A 17,225-nucleotide genomic window follows, 5' to 3' on the forward strand; every position below is an offset into this window, starting at 1 on the left:
CAAACTCAGGACGATTCCCACGCCCGCACCCGGTCCCGGTACGCCCGTGCCGCGGCCCGCAGCTCGGCCTCGGCGTCGAGCCCGGCCTCGGCGGCCCGGCGTACCAGGTCGAACAGCTCCCGCGCCACGCCCTGCCCGATCGCGGCCGCCAGCGACTCGGGCGCCCCGGCCCGCTCGGCCCTGCGCATGAGCTGCGCGGCCAGCGACAGCGCGGGCTGCCCCATGGGCACCCCGTCGAGCACGGACTCGCGGCCCTTGGCCGCCCGCTCGGCCGCCTTGATCGCTTCCCAGTTGTCGTTGACCTCGTCGGCGCTCTCGGCGCGTACGGAGCCGAACACGTGCGGGTGGCGGCGGACCAGCTTCTCGACGATCCCGGCGGCCACGTCGTCCATGTCGAAGCCCTCGGCCACCCGCGCGTGGAAGACGACCTGCAGCAGCAGGTCGCCCAGCTCCTCGCGGAGGGCGGGGTAGTCGCCCTGCTCGATCGTCTCGAGCACCTCGTAGGCCTCTTCGAGCAGGTACGGCACCAGCGACTCGTGCGTCTGCTTACGGTCCCAAGGGCATTCGGTGCGCAGCCGGTCCATCACCGCCACGAGGTCGAGCACCCGCGCCCCCGGCAGGTCGTACGACCCGGGCACGACCTCGATCGTCGGCGGCTCGTCGAGCGCGACGGCGGCGTGCCCGACGGCGCGCATGAAGTCCTCGCCGTCCTGCTGCTCGGCCAGCCACACGACGGTCTCGCCGGCCGCGCGCACGGCCAGCGCCCGCGGGTCGGGCTCGGTGACCTCGACGTCGATCCCGGCCTCGGCCAGGTAGGGCAGCTGCGGGTGGGCGCCGGACGCGGTGAGGACGGGCCCGGAGCGCAGGGCCTGCCAGGCCTGGTGGCTCAGCAGGCCGGGCGCGACCCTGGGCGAGGTGGTGACGACGATCAGCGGCACGGGGTCAGCCCTGGGCCGGCTGCGCCTGGAGGGTGAGCTTGCCGAACCGGCCGGTGTCGACGAACAGCGCGGGGTTCTCCTGGGAGCGCTGCCCGTTGAGCTGGCCGAAGCGCGGGTTGAAGATCGGCTTGATGGAGCTGAACTCCTGGATCAGCTTCTCCTGCCCGGCCTGGCCGCCGAACTGCTGCTGCAGCTTGGTCAGGCCCACCATGGCGCGGGCGTAGGCGCGGGCGTCGGACGGGGCGACGCCGTTGGCCAGGAGGTTGATCTCGGGCGACTGGAACTGGCCCGGGTCCTTGAGAGCGTTGTCGATCTCGGTCTCGGTGACCTGCACGTTGTGCCGGTCGAGGAGCTGGTTGGACACGCTCACGTTGACCAGTCGCTGCAGCACGGCCTGGTTGGCCGGCACGCCGAGTGCCGACTCGTCGAGCTGCGCCTTCTTCAGCGCCGCCAGATAGGCCTGTGTGTCAGCGTTGAGCTTGCTCATGGAGATGCGCTCGTTCCCGACCACGGCCGCGGCCCCGGCCTGCATGGGAGAGGAGCAGGCGGTCATTGCCGCGACCACCGCAGCGGCGGCCACGGCCACTCGTATCGACTTCACGTACGTCCCTTTCCGACCAGAAATCGCCGCTAGCTTACCCGCGCGGGCTCGAGGAACATCGCCTCGACCAGGTCACCGCACCATTTGAGCAGGTCGAGGTCGCGCAGCGGCTGCCCGCCGAGCGGCTTCGTCTTGGGGATCGGCACCAGGAGGGTCTCGGCGGCCTGCTTGTAGATGGCCTTCTTGTAGAGGCGGTCGAGGCGGACCTGCTGCGACTCCCTGAGCCTGGCGGGGCCGAACTTGATGTTCTGGCCCTGCAGCGTGACGTCGGTGAGCCCGGCCGCGCGCGCCTTGATCCGGAACCTGGCGACCTCCAGGAGGTTCTCGACCTCCACGGGCGGCTTGCCGTAGCGGTCGGTCAGCTCGTCGCGGACCTCGTCGATGTCGGTCTCGGAGGCGATGGCCGCGATGCGCTTGTACGCCTCCAGCCGCAGCCGCTCGGAGGTCACGTAGTCGTGCGGGATGTGCGCGTTGATGGGCAGCTCGACCTTGACGTCGTGCTGCTCCTCCTGCACCTCGGCGCCCGACAGCTTGGCCTTCTGCTCCTGCACGGCCTCGGCCATGAGCCGGACGTACAGGTCGAAGCCGACGCCGGCGATGAAGCCGGACTGCTCGGCGCCGAGCACGTTGCCGGCGCCGCGGATCTCCAGGTCCTTCATCGCGACGTACATGCCGGCGCCCATCTCGGTGTGCTGGGAGATGGTGGCCAGCCGCTCGTGCGCGGTCTCGGTGAGCGGCTTCTCCGGCGGGTAGAGGAAGTACGCGTACCCGCGCTCCCTGCCTCGCCCGACGCGCCCCCGGAGCTGGTGGAGCTGCGACAGTCCGTAGTTGTCGGCCCGGTCGACGATCAGCGTGTTGGCGTTGGGCACGTCGAGCCCGGACTCGACGATCGTGGTGGAGACGAGCAGGTCGTACTCGCGCTCCCAGAACCCCACCATGATCTTTTCGAGCTGGTGCTCGTTCATCTGCCCGTGGGCGACCGCGATGCGCGCCTCCGGCACCAGCTCGCGCAGCCGGGCGGCGACCTTGTTGATCGAGGCCACCCGGTTGTGGACGAAGAAGATCTGCCCGTCGCGCATCAGCTCGCGCCTGATCGCCGCCGCGATCTGCTTCTCCTCGTACGGCCCCACGAACGTGAGGATCGGATGCCGTTCCTCCGGCGGGGTGAGGATCGTGGACATCTCGCGGATGCCGGTCAGGCCCATCTCCAGCGTGCGCGGGATCGGCGTGGCGGACATGGCCAGCACGTCGACCTGGGTACGCAGGTGCTTCATGGCCTCCTTGTGCTCGACGCCGAACCGCTGCTCCTCGTCGATGATGATCAGCCCGAGGTCCTTGAACCTGACCTCGGGGCTGAGCAGCCGGTGGGTGCCGATCACGACGTCCACGGCGCCGGAGCGCAGCCCTTCGAGCGTGCCCTTGATCTCGCCGTCGGTCTGGAAGCGCGAGACCGGCTTGATCGTGACGGGGAAGCTGGAGAAGCGCTCGGCGAAGGTGGACATGTGCTGCTGCACCAGCAGCGTCGTGGGCACCAGCACCGCGACCTGCTTGCCGTCCTGGACGGCCTTGAAGGCCGCCCGCACCGCGATCTCGGTCTTGCCGTAGCCGACGTCGCCGCAGATGAGGCGGTCCATCGGGACGCCGCGCTCCATGTCGCGCTTGACCTCGTCGATGGCTTCGAGCTGGTCGCCGGTCTCGGCGTACGGGAAGGCGTCCTCCATCTCCCGCTGCCACGGCGTGTCGGGGCTGAAGGCGTGGCCGGGCGAGGCCATACGGGCGGAGTAGAGCCTGATCAGCTCGCCGGCGATCTCCTTGACCGCCTTCTTGGCGCGGGACTTGGCCTTGGCCCAGTCGGCGCCGCCCATGCGGTTGAGCGTGGGCGCCTCGCCGCCGACGTAGCGGGTGACCTCGTCGAGCTGGTCGGTGGGGACGTAGAGGCGGTCGCCCTTGGCGTACTCGATGACGAGGTATTCGCGGGTGGCGCCCTGGACGGTGCGCTGCACCATCTCGATGTAGCGGCCGACGCCGTGCTGCTCGTGCACGACGTGGTCGCCGACCTTGAGCTGCAGCGGGTCCACCATGTTGCGGCGGCGGGAGGGCAGGCGCCGCATGTCCTTGGTGGAGGCCTTCTGGCCGACGAGGTCGAGGTGGGTGAGCACGGCCAGGCCGGGCGTGATGAAGCCGTGCTCGATCAGGCCGGTGGAGACGTGCACGACCTTGGGCTCGGGGGCCTTGTCGACGTACTGGGTGAGCCGCGCGGGCACGTCGACGCTCTTGAGCACCTCGACCATGCGCTCGGCGGGGCCGTGGCCCTCGCTGAGCAGCACGACGGCCTTCTCGTCGGCGAGCCAGCCCTTGATGTCGGCCAGCGCCTTGGCGGTGTCGCCGCGGTAGGACTCGGAGTCTTGCGCGTCGAGCTCGACGCCGGCGCCGAACGGCGCCATCGTCCACCAGGGCTGGCCGAGCGCGTCGGCGTGCTCGCGGATCTCCTCCAGCGTGCGGAACGCGGCCGCGCCCAGGTCGATCGGCGCCTCGCCGCCGGCCGCCGCGTTGATCCAGGACGCTTCGAGGAACTCCTGCGAGGTGCGGACCAGCTCTTCTGCCCGCCCCCTGATCCGCTCGGGGTCGCACACGAACACCGCGGACCTGATCGGCAGGTGGTCGAGCAGCAGGTCCATCTCGCCGGCCAGCACGGGCGCGAACGCCTCCATGCCCTCGACCGGCGTGCCCTCGGCGAGCTGGTCGAGCACTTCGGCCAGTGCCGGGTGCTCCTCGGCCAGCGCGCGGGCCCGCTGACGCACCTCGGCGGTCAGCAGCAGCTCCCGGCACGGCGGCGCGAACAGCCCGTCTTCTGCCGACTCCAGCGAGCGCTGGTCGGCCACCTTGAACCAGCGGATCTCCTCGACGGTGTCGCCCCAGAACTCCAGCCGCAGCGGGTGCTCCTCGGTGGGCGGGAACACGTCGAGCAGGCCGCCGCGCACGGCCACCTCGCCGCGCTTCTCCACCATGTCGACCCGGTGGTAGCCGTTGTCGACCAGGTTGCGCACGACGTCGTCGAGGTCGGCGTCGTCGCCGGCCCTGAGCCGGATGGGCTCCAGGTCGCCGAGGCCCTTCACGATGGGCTGCAACAGGGCGCGCACGGGCGCCACGATCACGCTGAGCGGCCCGGCGGCGGCGTCGCCCTTGATCGGGTGCGCCAGCCGGCGCAGCACGGCCAGCCGCTGGCCCACGGTGTCGCTGCGCGGCGAGAGCCGCTCGTGCGGCAGCGTCTCCCAGGCCGGGAACACGGCCACGGAGCTCGGCTCGATCAGGCTGGTCAGCGCGGCGGCGAGGTCTTCCGCCTCCCGCCCCGTGGCGGTGACGGCCAGCACGGTGCGCTGGTCGTGCGCGGCCAGCGCGGCCACGCCGAACGGGCGCAGCGCGGACGGCGCGATCAGCGAGACGTCGCCGCCCTCTTCGAGAGCGGCGGTCAGCTTCGGGTCGGCGCGAACAAGGTCAAGTAGCCCGGAAAGACTCATCAGATACGCCCACAGCCCCACGACGGCAACACGACTACCCCCGGCCGTGTCAGGTCGCGGGGGTCCCTCCCAAGCCTACTCGCCGCCGCGGCTCAACCAACTCGATAACCAGGCACGGAAGGCCAGCGCACGGTCAGCACCGTGGACGCCTCCTCCGCCCGCCACGAATGGTCGACGCCCTTGCCCCACACCACGTAGTCGCCCGGCTCGGACAGCAGCACGCTGCGCCCGGGCAGCTCCACCCGGAACCGGCCGCTGATCAGCACGAGCAGCGCGGTGCGCGCCTCCCCCTTGACCCACTCGGCGCGCTCGTCGCCCGGCGGGTGCACGCCCCACTTGATCTCGACGTCCTCGCTGTGTCTTGGGTCGCCCGGGGGTTTGAAGTGACCGAGCAGCCACCCCCGGTCGCCCGCCGCGTCCACGCCCGCGTTGCCCACATAGACCCCATCGCTCACGGGCAGGGACGCTAGCAGGGAAATGCATTACGAAGGGGAAGAGGTTGATTACTGTAGGTCACATGTCTGAGGTGCGATCGGTCGCCCAGCGAGGCGACCTCTTCGGTCAGCGGGTCCGCGAGCATGTTGCCGGGCAACCGACGAGGCGGCTCGACGTGCTGGTCGCCGGGTGCGCCCACGACGAGCCGCTGGCGCTCGACCACGTCGAGACGAGAGTGACGGGGGCCGACGAGGACCATCCGGCGATCAGGCGGGTGCTGGCGGAGCGGGCCGACCTCGTCGCCTGGCAGCTCGGTGACCTGCGCTCGGTGCCGCTGCCGCCGCGCGGGTTCGACATCATCCAGCTGTCGTTCCTGCTGGAGCGGGTGCGGCACGCCGAGCTGGTCCTCGACCGGCTGCTGCAGTCGCTGCGGCCCGGGGGGCTGGTGCTGCTGCGGATGCGTGACCGGCGCTCGGCGTACGGGCTGCTCGACCGGCTCACGCCGTCGTGGCTGCGCCGGCTGCTGTGGCGCGGCCTGGTCCGTCCCGGCACGCCGGGGCCGCTGCCCGCCGTGTACGAGCCGCTGGCCTCCAGCGACGGCATGTACGCGTTCTGTCTCAGCCGCGGCCTGATGATCACCGACGAGGAGCGCAACCTGAGCGGGCCCGCCCGGTCGCGCCGCATCGGCGCGGCGGCCATCACGCTGACGTCGAAGCTGACCAGCGGGCGTTTCCCGTCCTCGCACGACGAGATCACGATGGTGATCAGGAAGCCGCAGCACCACTTCGCGCGGCTGCTCTGAGGCGCGCCGGGGCCCCACTGACCACGGAAAGGGGTCTGGCGACACACTGGTATCAGCCGGTAGACTCCTTTCCTACCAATTCAATCGGAATAGTTGGGATGCAGACAACGTGGAGTGGACCCCCGACCCGCGCGAGCTGGCCGACCTCGAACTGCTGCTCAACGGCGCGTTCGAGCCACTGACGGGGTTCCTCGGCCACGACGACCTGCACGCCGTGCACGAGCGCGGCACCCTGGCCGACGGCACTCCCTGGCCCGCCCCCGTCACGCTGCACATCGGCGCCGACGTCGAGCCGGGCGACGAGGTCACCCTGCTCGACCCAGAGGGCCTGCCGCTGGCCGTCCTGACCGTGACGGCGCACGAGCCCGACGGCCTCACCGCCGGGCCGCTCAAGGCGCTGAGCACTCCCGAGCACGGCCCGTTCGCGCGGCTGCGGCGTACCCCCGCCCAGGTCTCCGAAGAGCTCGGCGGGCGCCCCGCACTGGCCGTCACCATGCGCGGCCCGCTCGACGACCTCGGCGAGGTCGTCGCCACCGCCAAGGAGCTGGACGCGACGATCCTGCTGCTCCCCCTCGCGTACGGCGAGGCGGGCCCCGCGGTCGTCCGCGCCGCGCTGCGCGCCAAGGAGCAGCTGCCCCCGGGCACGCTCGTCGTCCCGGTGCCCCTGGCGCCGCGCGCGGAGCCCGAGCTCGACCTGGAGCTGCGCGAGCACGTCGCCACCGCCTACGGCGCCACCGAGCACCTGGCGGGCCCCGACCCGGTGCACATCCCCGGCCCGCCGCACCGGCGCGGCCTGGTGGTGTTCTTCACCGGCCTGTCGGGCTCCGGCAAGTCCACGATCGCGCGCGGCCTGCGTGACGCGCTGCTGGAGCTGGGCAGCCGCACGGTGACCTACCTCGACGGCGACGTGGTGCGCCACCTGCTGTCCAAGGGCCTGACGTTCTCCAAGCAGGACCGCGACCTGAACATCCGCCGCATCGGCTTCGTCGCCGCCGAGGCGGCCCGGCACGGCGGCCTGGCCATCTGCGCCCCGATCGCGCCCTACGCGGCCACCCGCGAGGAGGTGCGCGAGATGGTCGAATCCGTCGGGGCCGACTTCCTGCTCGTGCACGTCGCCACGCCGCTTGCGGAGTGCGAGCGGCGCGACCGCAAGGGCCTGTACGCCAAGGCCCGCGCCGGCCTGATCCCCGAGTTCACCGGCATCTCCGACCCCTACGAGGAGCCGGACGACGCCGACCTGACCATCGACACCACGCACATCTCGATCGAGGCGGCCGTGTCCAGGGTGCTGGACACGCTGCGGAGCGGAGGCTGGGTCCGTTGATCGACTGGGCGCTGATCGCCGGGTCGTTCGTCGTCGCCATCGTGGTCGGGCTGACCGGGATGGGCGGCGGCGCGCTGATGACCCCGATGATGATGTTGTTCTTCAACGTCCCGCCGCTGGCGGCGGTCTCCAGCGACCTGGTGGCCTCGGCGGTGATGAAGCCGGTGGGCAGCGTCGTGCACCTGCGCCGCGGCACGGTGAACCTGCGCCTGGTCGGCTGGCTGTGCGCGGGCTCGGTGCCGGCGGCGTTCTGCGGGGTGTTCCTGGCCAGGGCGTTCGCGGTGAGCGACGCGGTCAAGTACGCGCTCGGCGTCGCGCTGCTGCTGGCCGTGGCGGGCATGGCGCTGAAGAGCTGGCTCGGCGGGCGGGGCGGCACGTCGAGCGCCCGCGACATCGTCGTGCGCCCAATCCCTACCCTACTGGTCGGTACGGTCGGCGGCCTGGTCGTCGGCGTCTCCTCCGTCGGCTCCGGATCCCTGATCATCGTGGCGCTGCTCGTGCTCTACCCGGCGCTCAAGGCCAACCAACTCGTCGGCACCGACCTGGTGCAGGCCGTGCCCCTGGTCGCCGCCGCCGCGCTCGGCCATCTCCTGTTCGGCGACTTCCAGATGGACCTCACGCTGTCGCTGCTCATCGGCTCGATCCCGGGCGTCTACCTCGGCGCCAGGATCTCCTCCCGCGCCCCGGGCGGCCTCATCAGGGCCATGCTGGCGATCGTCCTGCTCGCCTCCGCCCTCAAGCTGCTCGACGTGAGCAACACGCTCACCGTCTGGGCCCTGCTCGCCGCCACCGCCGTCACCATCGTGGGCTGGCGTGTGCGGGCTAGGGCCGCGGCACGGGCGTCGAGCGAAAGTACCGATCTCGAGCCAGCTCGCTGAACGCCCGGCCCGCCCCCGGGTCGGAGTCGAAGCTCGTGTCGCCGCGCGGCGCCTGCGGCGAGTCGAAGTAGAGCAGCGCCTTGATCTGCGGGTAACGCCTGATCTGCCCGCGCACCGACTCGAAGAAGCGCCGCTTGAACGCGCGGTCCTTCGGCCGCTCGAACACGCCCCACTCGGCCACCATCACCGGCTTGCCGGGGAAGCGCGCCTGCATCCACCGGTAGAACCCCGGCCAGCCGGGATACTCCTTGCGCGTCTTGTTGACGAGCCCGTCGAAGTCGTGCACCCGGTCGTCGGCGTACGGGTCCATCGCCACCCAGTCGACCACGTCGTCACCGGGGTAGAGGTCCTCGAACCAGGAGGTGGCCGCCCAGTTGGGCGCGCCCATGTAGGTCATGACGACGACGGCGTTCCTGACGCCCTTCTCCCGCAGCCTGAGCACGACGTGCCGGAACATGGCCGCGTAGTCGGTGGCCCCCATGCCGGACCCCGAGGAGGGATCGACGTCGTTCTCCGGCTCGTGGTGCAGGGTGAGGAAGAACCGCTCGGGGAAGGTGCGTCTCAGGTGCTCGGCCAGCCGGTCGATCCGGGCGTCGAGCGCCCCTTGCGCGATCTCCGCCCACGTACGGTCGAGCGACGGCTTCCAGTTGACCATCAGCAGCCGGGGCCTGGCCGGGTCGCGGGCCAGCCGCACCTCCGCCCCGGTGGGGAACAGCTCGCTGCCCCGGTGGTAGACGTGCAGCACGTCGACCGGCGCGCCCATGCGCGACTCGGCCCCGTGCAGCGCCTGCTCCACCGAGCCGCCGGTGAACACCTCGGGCGCCATGCCCCACCAGGCGCCGCAGGACGGGATCAGCTTGGTGGTCACAGTGCAGGCGGGCGCGCCGGCCTGCTTGGCCACGGGTGCCTGGACCGGCACCGGCCGGACGTCGGAACCTTCGGCGCTGGAGCAGCCGGCCAGCAGCACGACCATGGCCAGAATTGCAGTGTTAAGCGGTTTTTCGCGGGAAATGCTCCGTAGCTGCAAAGCCTTCCAACCCCCTCGTCGAACGACTTCCGCCCCTCACACCCTGAACCTTGCCATGTCATTCCTGGAACTTCAGCCAGTGTGGAAGTCTCCCCAGTTCGTGGCGGTGAGGTGACGGTCCGAATTTCGTGATTTTTCGTTTATGTGCGCGCTGCTTTATGGCCTTACCGGAGAAAATCTTGAGTATTCAACATCGGTGCTGACCGTCCCTCCTATAGTGGGCGCACATGAGCTCCGGCACCGACCTCGACGAGCACCTCTCGCTGCTACGCCGGCGATGGCTGCTCCTCGTCGGCTGCGTCGTGTTCGGCGGCACCGCGGGCCTGGCGCTGATGCGCCTGACCCCGCCCGCCTACACCGCCACGACGCAGGTGCTGGTCATGCCGGTCGGCCCGCAGGACCAGCCCAACCAGGTGACCAGCCGCCAGCGCGAATCGCTCAACCTCGACACCGAGGCCCAGATCGCCCAGTCGTCCGTGGTCGCCGCGCGCGCCGCCGCCGCGCTCGGCGTCACCGCGATCGAGCCGGCCGAGGTCACCGTCCCCCCGAACTCCGCCGTGCTGTGGATCTCCGTCACGGCCGCCCAGCCCGCCACCGCCGCCGCCCAGGCCGCCGCGTACGCCGAGGCGTACCTCACCAACCGCCGCCAGAGCGCGCTGACCGCCATGGCCGAGCAACAGCAGGCCGTGCTCGGCAAGCTCAAGCAGGTCAACGCGGGCATCGACCAGGTCATCAAGCAGCTCGCCCGCCTGCCCAGGAGCAGCGCCGAGCACGCGATCGCCGCCCAGCGGCAGGGCGTGCTCAACCGGCAGGCCGCCAGCCTGGCGCTCAAGTACGACGCCCTCAGGACCGTCGCGGTCACCCCCGGCACGGTCATCAGCCAGGCCACGCCGCCCAGCGCCCCCAGCTCCCCCAGCCTGCCGCTGCACCTCGGCACCGGGCTCATGGCCGGGCTGCTCACCGGCTCGGCCGCCGCCTACGCCCGCGACCGGCTCGACCGGCGCCTGCGCACCGCCGCCGACGTCGAACGCCTCACCGGCCTGCCCGTGCTCAGCGACCTGTCGAGCCCGCGCGAGCACGGCGTGCTGCACGAGCTGGCCTGCGCCGTCGTCTCCGCCTGCCCCGGCAAGAGGCTGCTGGTCCGCGCGCTGCCCGCCGACCTGTACGCCTCGTCGCTGGCCGAGCCGCTGGCCGTCAGCGCGCCGCTGGTCGTGCTCGACGGCTCCGACGTCCGTGACCTCGCCAGGGCCGACGCGGCCGTCCTGCTGATCGGCCTCGGCCTGGTCACCGCGCACGACGTCGAGGCCGCGCGCCGCCAGCTCGCCCGGCACGACGTGCCGATCATCGGCGTCGTCACGGCCACCGACGCGGTGCCGTCGTTCGTGCCGCTCCTGGAGCCCCGTACGCACACGCCGCTCGGCAAGCTCGTCGCCACCGGCGAGCTGGAGCCGGGCGGCGCCGCGGAGACCACTCCCATGCAGGCGCTCCACCACCACCCGCGGCGGCCTGGCAAGCAGTCGTGAGGGGGCCCGCGTGGCCCATCGGGGCGCTGCTGGTCGGCTATCCGGCCTGGTGGGCGCTGGGGTTCGGCGGGCTGTCGGTGATCGTGCTGGCCGTGCCCATGGCGGTGATCCTGTGGCGGCGCCGGCCGGTCAGGGTGCCGCGCGGGTTCGGGCTGTGGCTGCTGCTGCTGGCCGGATACCTGGTCAGCGGGCTGATGCTGGGCGAGTCGCCGCCCGGCACGTACGGTGAGCTCGGGCCCGGCCGGCTGCTCGGCTACGGCATGCGGCTGGCGCTCTACTGCGCCGTCCTGATCACCGTGCTCTACCTGGGCAACCTCACCGAGCGGGAGCTGCCGCAGCTGCGCCTCGTGCGCATGCTCGGCGTCCTGTTCGTCACCACGGTCGCGGGCGGCCTGCTCGGCGTGTTCCTGCCCGGCTTCGCCTTCACCTCGCCGGTGGAGCTGGCGCTGCCGGAGTGGATCAGCGGCAACGCGTTCGTCCAGAACCTCATCCACCCCACCGCCGCGCAGACGCAGAAGGTGCTCGGCTTCGCCTCACCCAGGCCCGAGGCGCCGTACGAGTGGGCCAACGCCTGGGGCAGCAACGCCTCGGTGCTGCTGGTCTGGTTCGTGGTCGGCTGGTGGGTGCACGGACGGGCACGGCACCGCGCCTTCGTCGCCGTGGTGCTCGCGCTGGCCACCATCCCCGTCGTGTACTCGCTCAACCGCGGCCTGTGGATCGGGCTCGGCCTGACCGTCCTGTACGTGGTCGTCCGCGTCGGCGGGCGCACCAGAGCCGCGCTGTGCGGCGTGCTCGCGGCGGCGGCGCTGGCGTTCACGCTCAGCCCGCTGGCCACCCTGTTCGCCCAGCGCCTGGACAACCCGCACTCCAACGACATCCGCGCCTTCACCGTCGGCGCCACCCTCGCCGCCGCCGGGCACTCCCCCGTCATCGGGTACGGCAACACGCGCAACGCCACCGGCAACCACCGCACGATCACCACCGGCAAGACCGACTGGTGCGCCACCTGCGGGCATCCGCCGCTGGGCAGCGACGGGCAGCTCTGGCTGCTGATCATCACGCAGGGCTTCACCGGGGCCGCGCTCTACGTCGCCTTCTTCGTCGGCGCGATCCGCCGCCACTGGCGCGACCGCAGCCCCGTCGGGCTCGCCGGGGTGCTCGTGATGGGGCTCGTGCTGCTCTACATGTTCGTCTACGACGGCCTCGTCACGCCGCTCATCCTCTACCTCGTCTCGTTCGCCCTCCTGTGGAGGAACTCATGAGGGATGCCACCGTACGGCTCGGGTACCTCGCGGAGACCGTGCGGCTGCTGTATCCGGGGACGGGCGCGCCCCGGGCGTACACGCTGCTGCCGCACGCCGCGCTGCCCCGCAGGCTGGCGCCGCGCCGCTGGTGGCATCCGGGCGCCCCGGTCGAGGTGCCGGTCGAGGGGTCGATCGCGGCGCACCTCAGCGAGGTCTTCCAGCGTCCCGTCGAGACCGTTCTCCACGTACGTCCGGCGCGCCGGGCCAACCGCAAGCCCGTCCTGGAGGCCCACGCGGGCGGGCGGCGGCTCGCGTACGTGAAGATCGGCGACACCGACCGCGCCCGCGCGCTGATCGGCGCCGAGGCGGCGGCGCTGCGCCGGCTGGCCGGGCTGCCCCTGCGGACGGTCGCCGCCCCGGCGGTACTGCACCACGGCGAGTGGCGGGGCCTCGCGGTGCTGGCGCTGTCGCCGCTGCCGGTGCCCGCGCCGCCGCGGCGCCGCCCGGTGTCCGGCCCGCTGCTGGTGGAGGCGGTCAAGGAGATCGCCGCCACGGGCGGCGACCGCCCCGCCTGGCACGGCGACCTCGCCCCCTGGAACCTGTGCCGCTCCCGCGACGGCCGACTGCTCGTGTGGGACTGGGAGCGGTACGAGATCGGCGTCCCCTACGGCTTCGACGCCGTCCACCACTTCTTCCATCGGACCCTGCGCAGGGCGGCGCCCCCGGCCGCCGCGCGGGCCTGCGTGACGCGGGCCGCGAAGGTGCTGGCCCCCTCGGCCTGCCGCCCGCCACCGCCAGGCGCACCGCGCTGCGCTACCTCGCCGCGCTCGCCGAACGGCACGCCGCCGACGGCCACACGCCGCTCGGCCCGCCGCACACCTGGCTCGACCCGGCCGTCGAACACGAGGAGCTGCTGAGGTGAGGACGATGAAGCGATCGGTACTGTCGCTGTCACGGGCCACCGGACGATTCACGTCGGGAGCGCGCGTGCTGCCGTCGTTCCTGATCACAGGGGCGCAGCGGTGCGGCACCACCTCCCTGTACCGCGCCCTGGCCCAGCATCCGCTGCTGCTCAAACCCGTCCTGCACAAGGGGGTGCACTACTTCGACGTCGCCTACGGGCGCGGCCTCGCCTGGTACCAGGCACACTTCCCGCTGTGGGTCGGCACCGCGCTGCTCCACCACCGGTACGGCACCCGCGCCCAGGCGTACGAATCCTCCCCCTACTACCTGTTCCACCCCCTGGCCGGGGAACGCATCGCCGCCGACCTGCCCGGCGTCAAGCTCATCGTGCTGGTCCGCGACCCCGTCGAGCGGGCCTTCTCCGCGCACGCCCACGAGCTGGCCCGAGGCTACGAGACCGAATCCCACTTCGAGTACGCCGTCGAGCTGGAGGCCCAGCGCCTGGCCGGGGCCGAGGAGCTGCTGCGGGCCTCGCCGTACGCGCTGCACCACTCGCACCGCCACCACGCCTACCTGGCCAGGGGCCGCTACGCCGACCAGCTCGACCGCCTGGAGCCGCTCATCGGCCGCGAACGCATCCTCGTGCTCGACAGCCACCGCTTCTTCGCCGAGCCGGAGACCGTCTACGACCGGGTCCTCGACTTCCTCGGGGTGCCGCACCTGGGATACCCGGCGTTCGAGCGGCACAACGGGCGGGCACTGCCGCGCCGGGTGCCGCAGGTGCTCGGGCGGGCCCTGCGGGACCACTTCGAGGCGTACGACGCCCGGCTGACCCGCTGGCTGGGCGGTGAGCCGTCGTGGCGGCGGTGATCGGGCGCAGGGGGCTGGCCGGGCTCGGCGGGGCGGCGCTGGGCGCGCTGGCGCAGTTCGTCCTCGTGGTCGTGGTGACCAGGGCATTCCCGGCGGCCGAGGCGGGCGCGTTCTTCACCGCGACGGCGCTGATCCTCATGGCGGCGGGCATCGCCAAGCTCGACGCGGGCAACGGCCTCATCTACTTCATCGCCCGCGCCGCCACCTACGACTACCGCGGCATCTCCGGCTACCTCCGCGCCGCGATCGTGCCCTGCGTGGTCGTGGCCGCCGGCGCCGCGGTGGTGCTGTACCCGCGCCTCGGGCCGCCCGCCGCGCTGCTGCCGGCCATCGTCGTCGCGGACGTGCTGCTGGCCGCCACGCGAGGGTTCGGCATGATGCGGCCCACCGTCCTGCTCGACGGGGTGCTCGTCCCGGTCGGGCAGGTCGTGCTGGTCGGCGGGGCGGCGCTGGCCGGGGTGTCCGGGTGGGGGCTGACGCTGGCGTGGGCGGCGCCGTACCTGCCGGTCGTGGTGCTGGGCGCGGCCGGGCTGCGCGGGCGGGCGCCGCGCACGCCGTACCTGCCGGGCACCGGACGAGACCTGTGGCGCTACACGGCCCCGCGATCGGTGGCGGGGGCGATCCAGGCCGTGTTCCAACGGGTGGACATCGTGATCGTGGCGCTGCTCGCCGGCCCCGCCCAGGCCGCCGTCTACACGGCCGCCACCCGCTTCAAGGTGGTCGGCCAGCTCGCCAACCAGGGCCTGGCGCAACCCCTCCAGGCCGGCCTGGTCAGGGCGCTGGCCTGCGGGGAACGGGAGCGCGCCCGCGAGCTGTACCAGTCGGCCACAGCCTGGCTGGTGCTGCTGACCTGGCCGGTGTGGCTCGCGTACGCGGTGCTGGCGCCGTGGGTGCTGCGGCTGTTCGGGCCCTCGTACGGGTCGGCGGCGCCGGTCGCGCTGGTGCTGGCCGGGACCATGATGGTGGCGACGGCCTGCGGCATGGTGGACGTCGTCCTGACGGCCGCCGGTCACACCGGGACGAGCCTGGCCAACCTCGTGACCGCGATCGGCTGCACCGTACTGCTCGACGTGGCCCTCATCCCGGCCCACGGCGCGCTCGGAGCGGTCGCCGGCTGGTCCGGCGGGGTGATCGTCAAGAACCTGCTGCCCCTCTGGCAGCTCCACCGCCGCTACGGCCTGCACCCCTTCGGCCGCCACACCCTCACCGCCCTCCGCCGGACGGCGGTCGCATGAGCGCGAGCGCCGACGACGGGATCGCCGGGCGCCCGGGCCCGGAGGCTGGTGACGAGATCAGTGGGCACCCGAGCGCCGGCGAAACACCCGGCGGGCGCGCGGGTCCCGTGCTCGTGACGGGGCTGCCCCGCAGCGGGACGAGCTGGGTCGGCAGGATGCTCACCGCCGGAGGCGACCTCGTCTACGTCAACGAGCCGCTCAACCCCCAGCACCCGCCCGGCCGCTGCCCCGGCGTGCTCGACGCCCAGGTCACGCACCGCTTCCAATACATCTGCGACGACAACTCCGCCGCCTGGCTGCCCGCCTTCCGCGACACCGTCGCCCTGCGCTACCGCTGGCTGGCCGAGCTGCGCACGAACCACTCCCCCTACGACCTGGCCCGCCTGCTCCGCTACGGCACCGCCTTCGCCCTCGGCCGCCTGACGGGCCGGCGGGCGCTGCTGGACGACCCGTTCGCGGTGCTGAGCGCCGGGTGGTTCGCGCGGCGGCTGGGGTGCCGGGTGATCGCGCTGGTGCGGGACCCGGTGTCGTTCGTGGCGAGCTGGCAGCGGCTCGGGTGGACGGTGCACTTCCACGAGCTGCTGGGGCAGCCGCTGCTGGTCAGGGACTATCCGGAGGTGCTGGAGCTGCGGCGGCTCGCCACGTCCCAGGACCGCGTGTCCAGGGCGGCGGCGCTGTGGCGGGTGACGCGCTCGGTGCTGGACCGCACGCCCGGGATCCTCGTCACGTCGTACGAGGCGCTGGCCGCCGACCCGGTGCCCGGCTTCCGAGCGCTGTACGCGTACGCGGGGCTGCGGTGGACCCCGGCGGCGGAACGGCGGATCGTCCGGGCCTGCTGCCGCCCCTCGGGCCGGTCCGGGGGTGGCTTCGCCTGGTCGGGCCTGTCACGCACGGCGTACCGGCCGATGGACTCACGCCAGGCGATCACGCACGGCGCCCGCGGGCTCAGCGACCAGGAGGCAGCCCGCGTCCGCGCCATGACGCGAACCTGAGCCACCCGGGAAGCCTGAACCACCCAGGAAGCCTGAACCACGACGGAAGCGTGAGCCACGACGCCGGGCTGAGCCGCGGCGGGAACCCGAGCCGCCACGAGAGCCTGAGGCGGGATGCCAGGCAGCCGGCCAGCAGGCGGGCGGCGAACGGGAGGCCGTCGGCGAGGTAGCGGCGGGCCAGCCGGCCCGGCTCGGCGGCCAGGCGGAACGCCCACTCCAGCCCGGCCCGGCCGGCCCACGCGGGCGCCCTGGTGGCGGTGCCGGCGGCGAACGCGATGGCCGCCCCGCACCCCAGGAACCACGCCTGCGGCAGCTCCTCCCGCAGCGCGGCGATGAGCACGTCCTGGCGGGGGAACCCGAGCCCGACGAACACCAGCCGGGGCCGCGCGGCCACCACCCTGCCACGGACCACGGCCGCGCCCTCGGGGGTGGCGTCGAACCCGTACGGCGGCGCGTGCGTCCCGCAGACCCTCAGCCCGGGACATCGGCGCCTGAGCGCGGCGGCGGCCCGCTCCGCCACGCCGGGCGGGCCGCCGCCGAGCAGGTAGACGGGCCAGCCGTGGCGGGCGGCCAGCGCGCTGAGCGTCCAGATGAGGTCGGCGCCGGTCACCCGCTCGGGCAGGGGCGTGCCGAGCAGCCGCGCCGCCCACACCAGCGGCATGCCGTCGGCGACGACGAGGTCGGCGGTGCACACCAGCTCGCGCAGCGCGGGGTCGGCGGCAGCGGCGCGGCAGATGTCGAGGTTGGGGGTGACGATCCGGCCTCCGCGCCCGGCCTCCAGCGCCTCGCCGACCCGCCGCACGACCTCGGCCCCGGTGACCGCATCCACCGGAACCCCGGCCACCCACACCCGCCCAGCGACCGGAGCCGTCGCCACCCCCTCCACCCACACCCGCCCAGCGACCGGAGCCGTCGCCACCCCGTCCACCCGCGCC

15 protein-coding genes are annotated in these 17,225 nt (G+C 72.8%); 9 read left to right on the forward strand and 6 right to left on the reverse strand.

What is annotated here, in order from left to right:
* Window positions 1-5: 5 nt before the first annotated feature.
* The 4 genes from KIS93_RS26810 to KIS93_RS26825 all read right to left on the reverse strand — a co-directional run bounded on the left by KIS93_RS26810 (window position 6) and on the right by KIS93_RS26825 (window position 5,512).
* Window positions 6-938, reverse strand: a complete 933-nt coding sequence (locus KIS93_RS26810) for a nucleoside triphosphate pyrophosphohydrolase (RefSeq protein WP_080045087.1) — start codon at window positions 936-938, stop codon at window positions 6-8.
* 4 nt (window positions 939-942) lie between these two features.
* On the reverse strand, window positions 943-1,539 hold the full coding sequence (locus KIS93_RS26815; RefSeq protein WP_186404456.1) for a SurA N-terminal domain-containing protein: 597 nt from the start codon (window positions 1,537-1,539) through the stop codon (window positions 943-945).
* A gap of 29 nt (window positions 1,540-1,568) precedes the next feature.
* Complete coding sequence (gene mfd / locus KIS93_RS26820) at window positions 1,569-5,057, reverse strand: transcription-repair coupling factor (protein WP_080047476.1); 3,489 nt, start codon at window positions 5,055-5,057, stop codon at window positions 1,569-1,571.
* Window positions 5,058-5,149: 92 nt separating this feature from the next.
* Complete coding sequence (locus KIS93_RS26825; protein ID WP_080045085.1) at window positions 5,150-5,512, reverse strand: cupin domain-containing protein; 363 nt, start codon at window positions 5,510-5,512, stop codon at window positions 5,150-5,152.
* A 62-nt stretch (window positions 5,513-5,574) separates the two neighbouring features.
* Between KIS93_RS26825 and KIS93_RS26830 the strand changes: the two genes are divergently transcribed.
* The 3 genes from KIS93_RS26830 to KIS93_RS26840 all read left to right on the forward strand — a co-directional run bounded on the left by KIS93_RS26830 (window position 5,575) and on the right by KIS93_RS26840 (window position 8,496).
* Window positions 5,575-6,294, forward strand: coding sequence for a class I SAM-dependent methyltransferase (locus tag KIS93_RS26830; RefSeq protein ID WP_080045084.1), 720 nt, complete (start codon window positions 5,575-5,577; stop codon window positions 6,292-6,294).
* Between the two features lie 109 nt (window positions 6,295-6,403).
* Window positions 6,404-7,618 (forward strand): adenylyl-sulfate kinase, encoded by a 1,215-nt coding sequence (gene cysC, locus KIS93_RS26835; RefSeq protein ID WP_080045083.1) that lies wholly within the window; start codon window positions 6,404-6,406, stop codon window positions 7,616-7,618.
* Window positions 7,615-8,496 (forward strand): sulfite exporter TauE/SafE family protein, encoded by an 882-nt coding sequence (locus KIS93_RS26840; RefSeq protein WP_080045082.1) that lies wholly within the window; start codon window positions 7,615-7,617, stop codon window positions 8,494-8,496. The genes cysC and KIS93_RS26840 overlap by 4 nt, the downstream gene beginning before the upstream one ends.
* Here KIS93_RS26840 and KIS93_RS26845 read toward each other — a convergent pair.
* A complete protein-coding gene (locus KIS93_RS26845) occupies window positions 8,441-9,469 on the reverse strand; it encodes a glycoside hydrolase family 26 protein (protein ID WP_080045081.1) in 1,029 nt (342 codons plus the stop codon). The two genes, KIS93_RS26840 and KIS93_RS26845, sit on opposite strands and share 56 nt — an antisense overlap.
* 281 nt (window positions 9,470-9,750) lie before the next feature.
* Between KIS93_RS26845 and KIS93_RS26850 the strand changes: the two genes are divergently transcribed.
* Genes KIS93_RS26850 through KIS93_RS26875 form a run of 6 tightly spaced genes read left to right on the forward strand, consistent with a single transcriptional unit; the run spans window position 9,751 to window position 16,290 of the window.
* The gene (locus tag KIS93_RS26850; RefSeq protein WP_080045080.1) at window positions 9,751-11,046 is read left to right on the forward strand and encodes a Wzz/FepE/Etk N-terminal domain-containing protein; all 1,296 of its coding nucleotides are present in this window, start codon (window positions 9,751-9,753) and stop codon (window positions 11,044-11,046) included.
* Window positions 11,043-12,308 carry a hypothetical protein gene (locus KIS93_RS26855; protein ID WP_080045079.1) on the forward strand — a complete coding sequence of 422 codons (1,266 nt, stop codon included), beginning with the start codon at window positions 11,043-11,045 and terminating at the stop codon, window positions 12,306-12,308. The genes KIS93_RS26850 and KIS93_RS26855 overlap by 4 nt, the downstream gene beginning before the upstream one ends.
* Complete coding sequence (locus KIS93_RS26860; protein ID WP_246005372.1) at window positions 12,305-13,207, forward strand: hypothetical protein; 903 nt, start codon at window positions 12,305-12,307, stop codon at window positions 13,205-13,207. The genes KIS93_RS26855 and KIS93_RS26860 overlap by 4 nt, the downstream gene beginning before the upstream one ends.
* A gap of 10 nt (window positions 13,208-13,217) precedes the next feature.
* Window positions 13,218-14,063, forward strand: coding sequence for a sulfotransferase family protein (locus KIS93_RS26865; RefSeq protein WP_080047475.1), 846 nt, complete (start codon window positions 13,218-13,220; stop codon window positions 14,061-14,063).
* A complete protein-coding gene (locus KIS93_RS26870) occupies window positions 14,051-15,298 on the forward strand; it encodes a lipopolysaccharide biosynthesis protein (protein WP_080045077.1) in 1,248 nt (415 codons plus the stop codon). The genes KIS93_RS26865 and KIS93_RS26870 overlap by 13 nt, the downstream gene beginning before the upstream one ends.
* Entirely contained in the window at window positions 15,295-16,290 is a 996-nt protein-coding gene (locus KIS93_RS26875) for a sulfotransferase (RefSeq protein WP_080045076.1), read from the forward strand. The genes KIS93_RS26870 and KIS93_RS26875 overlap by 4 nt, the downstream gene beginning before the upstream one ends.
* On the opposite strand, the gene KIS93_RS26880 is transcribed toward KIS93_RS26875, so the two are convergent.
* Window positions 16,244-17,209: a WecB/TagA/CpsF family glycosyltransferase gene (locus KIS93_RS26880; RefSeq protein WP_230465779.1), complete on the reverse strand. Its 966-nt coding sequence runs from the start codon at window positions 17,207-17,209 to the stop codon at window positions 16,244-16,246. The two genes, KIS93_RS26875 and KIS93_RS26880, sit on opposite strands and share 47 nt — an antisense overlap.
* Between the last annotated feature and the right edge of the window lie 16 nt (window positions 17,210-17,225).

The organism is [Actinomadura] parvosata subsp. kistnae (genome assembly GCF_900323885.1).
GTDB lineage: Bacteria > Actinomycetota > Actinomycetes > Streptosporangiales > Streptosporangiaceae > Nonomuraea > Nonomuraea composti.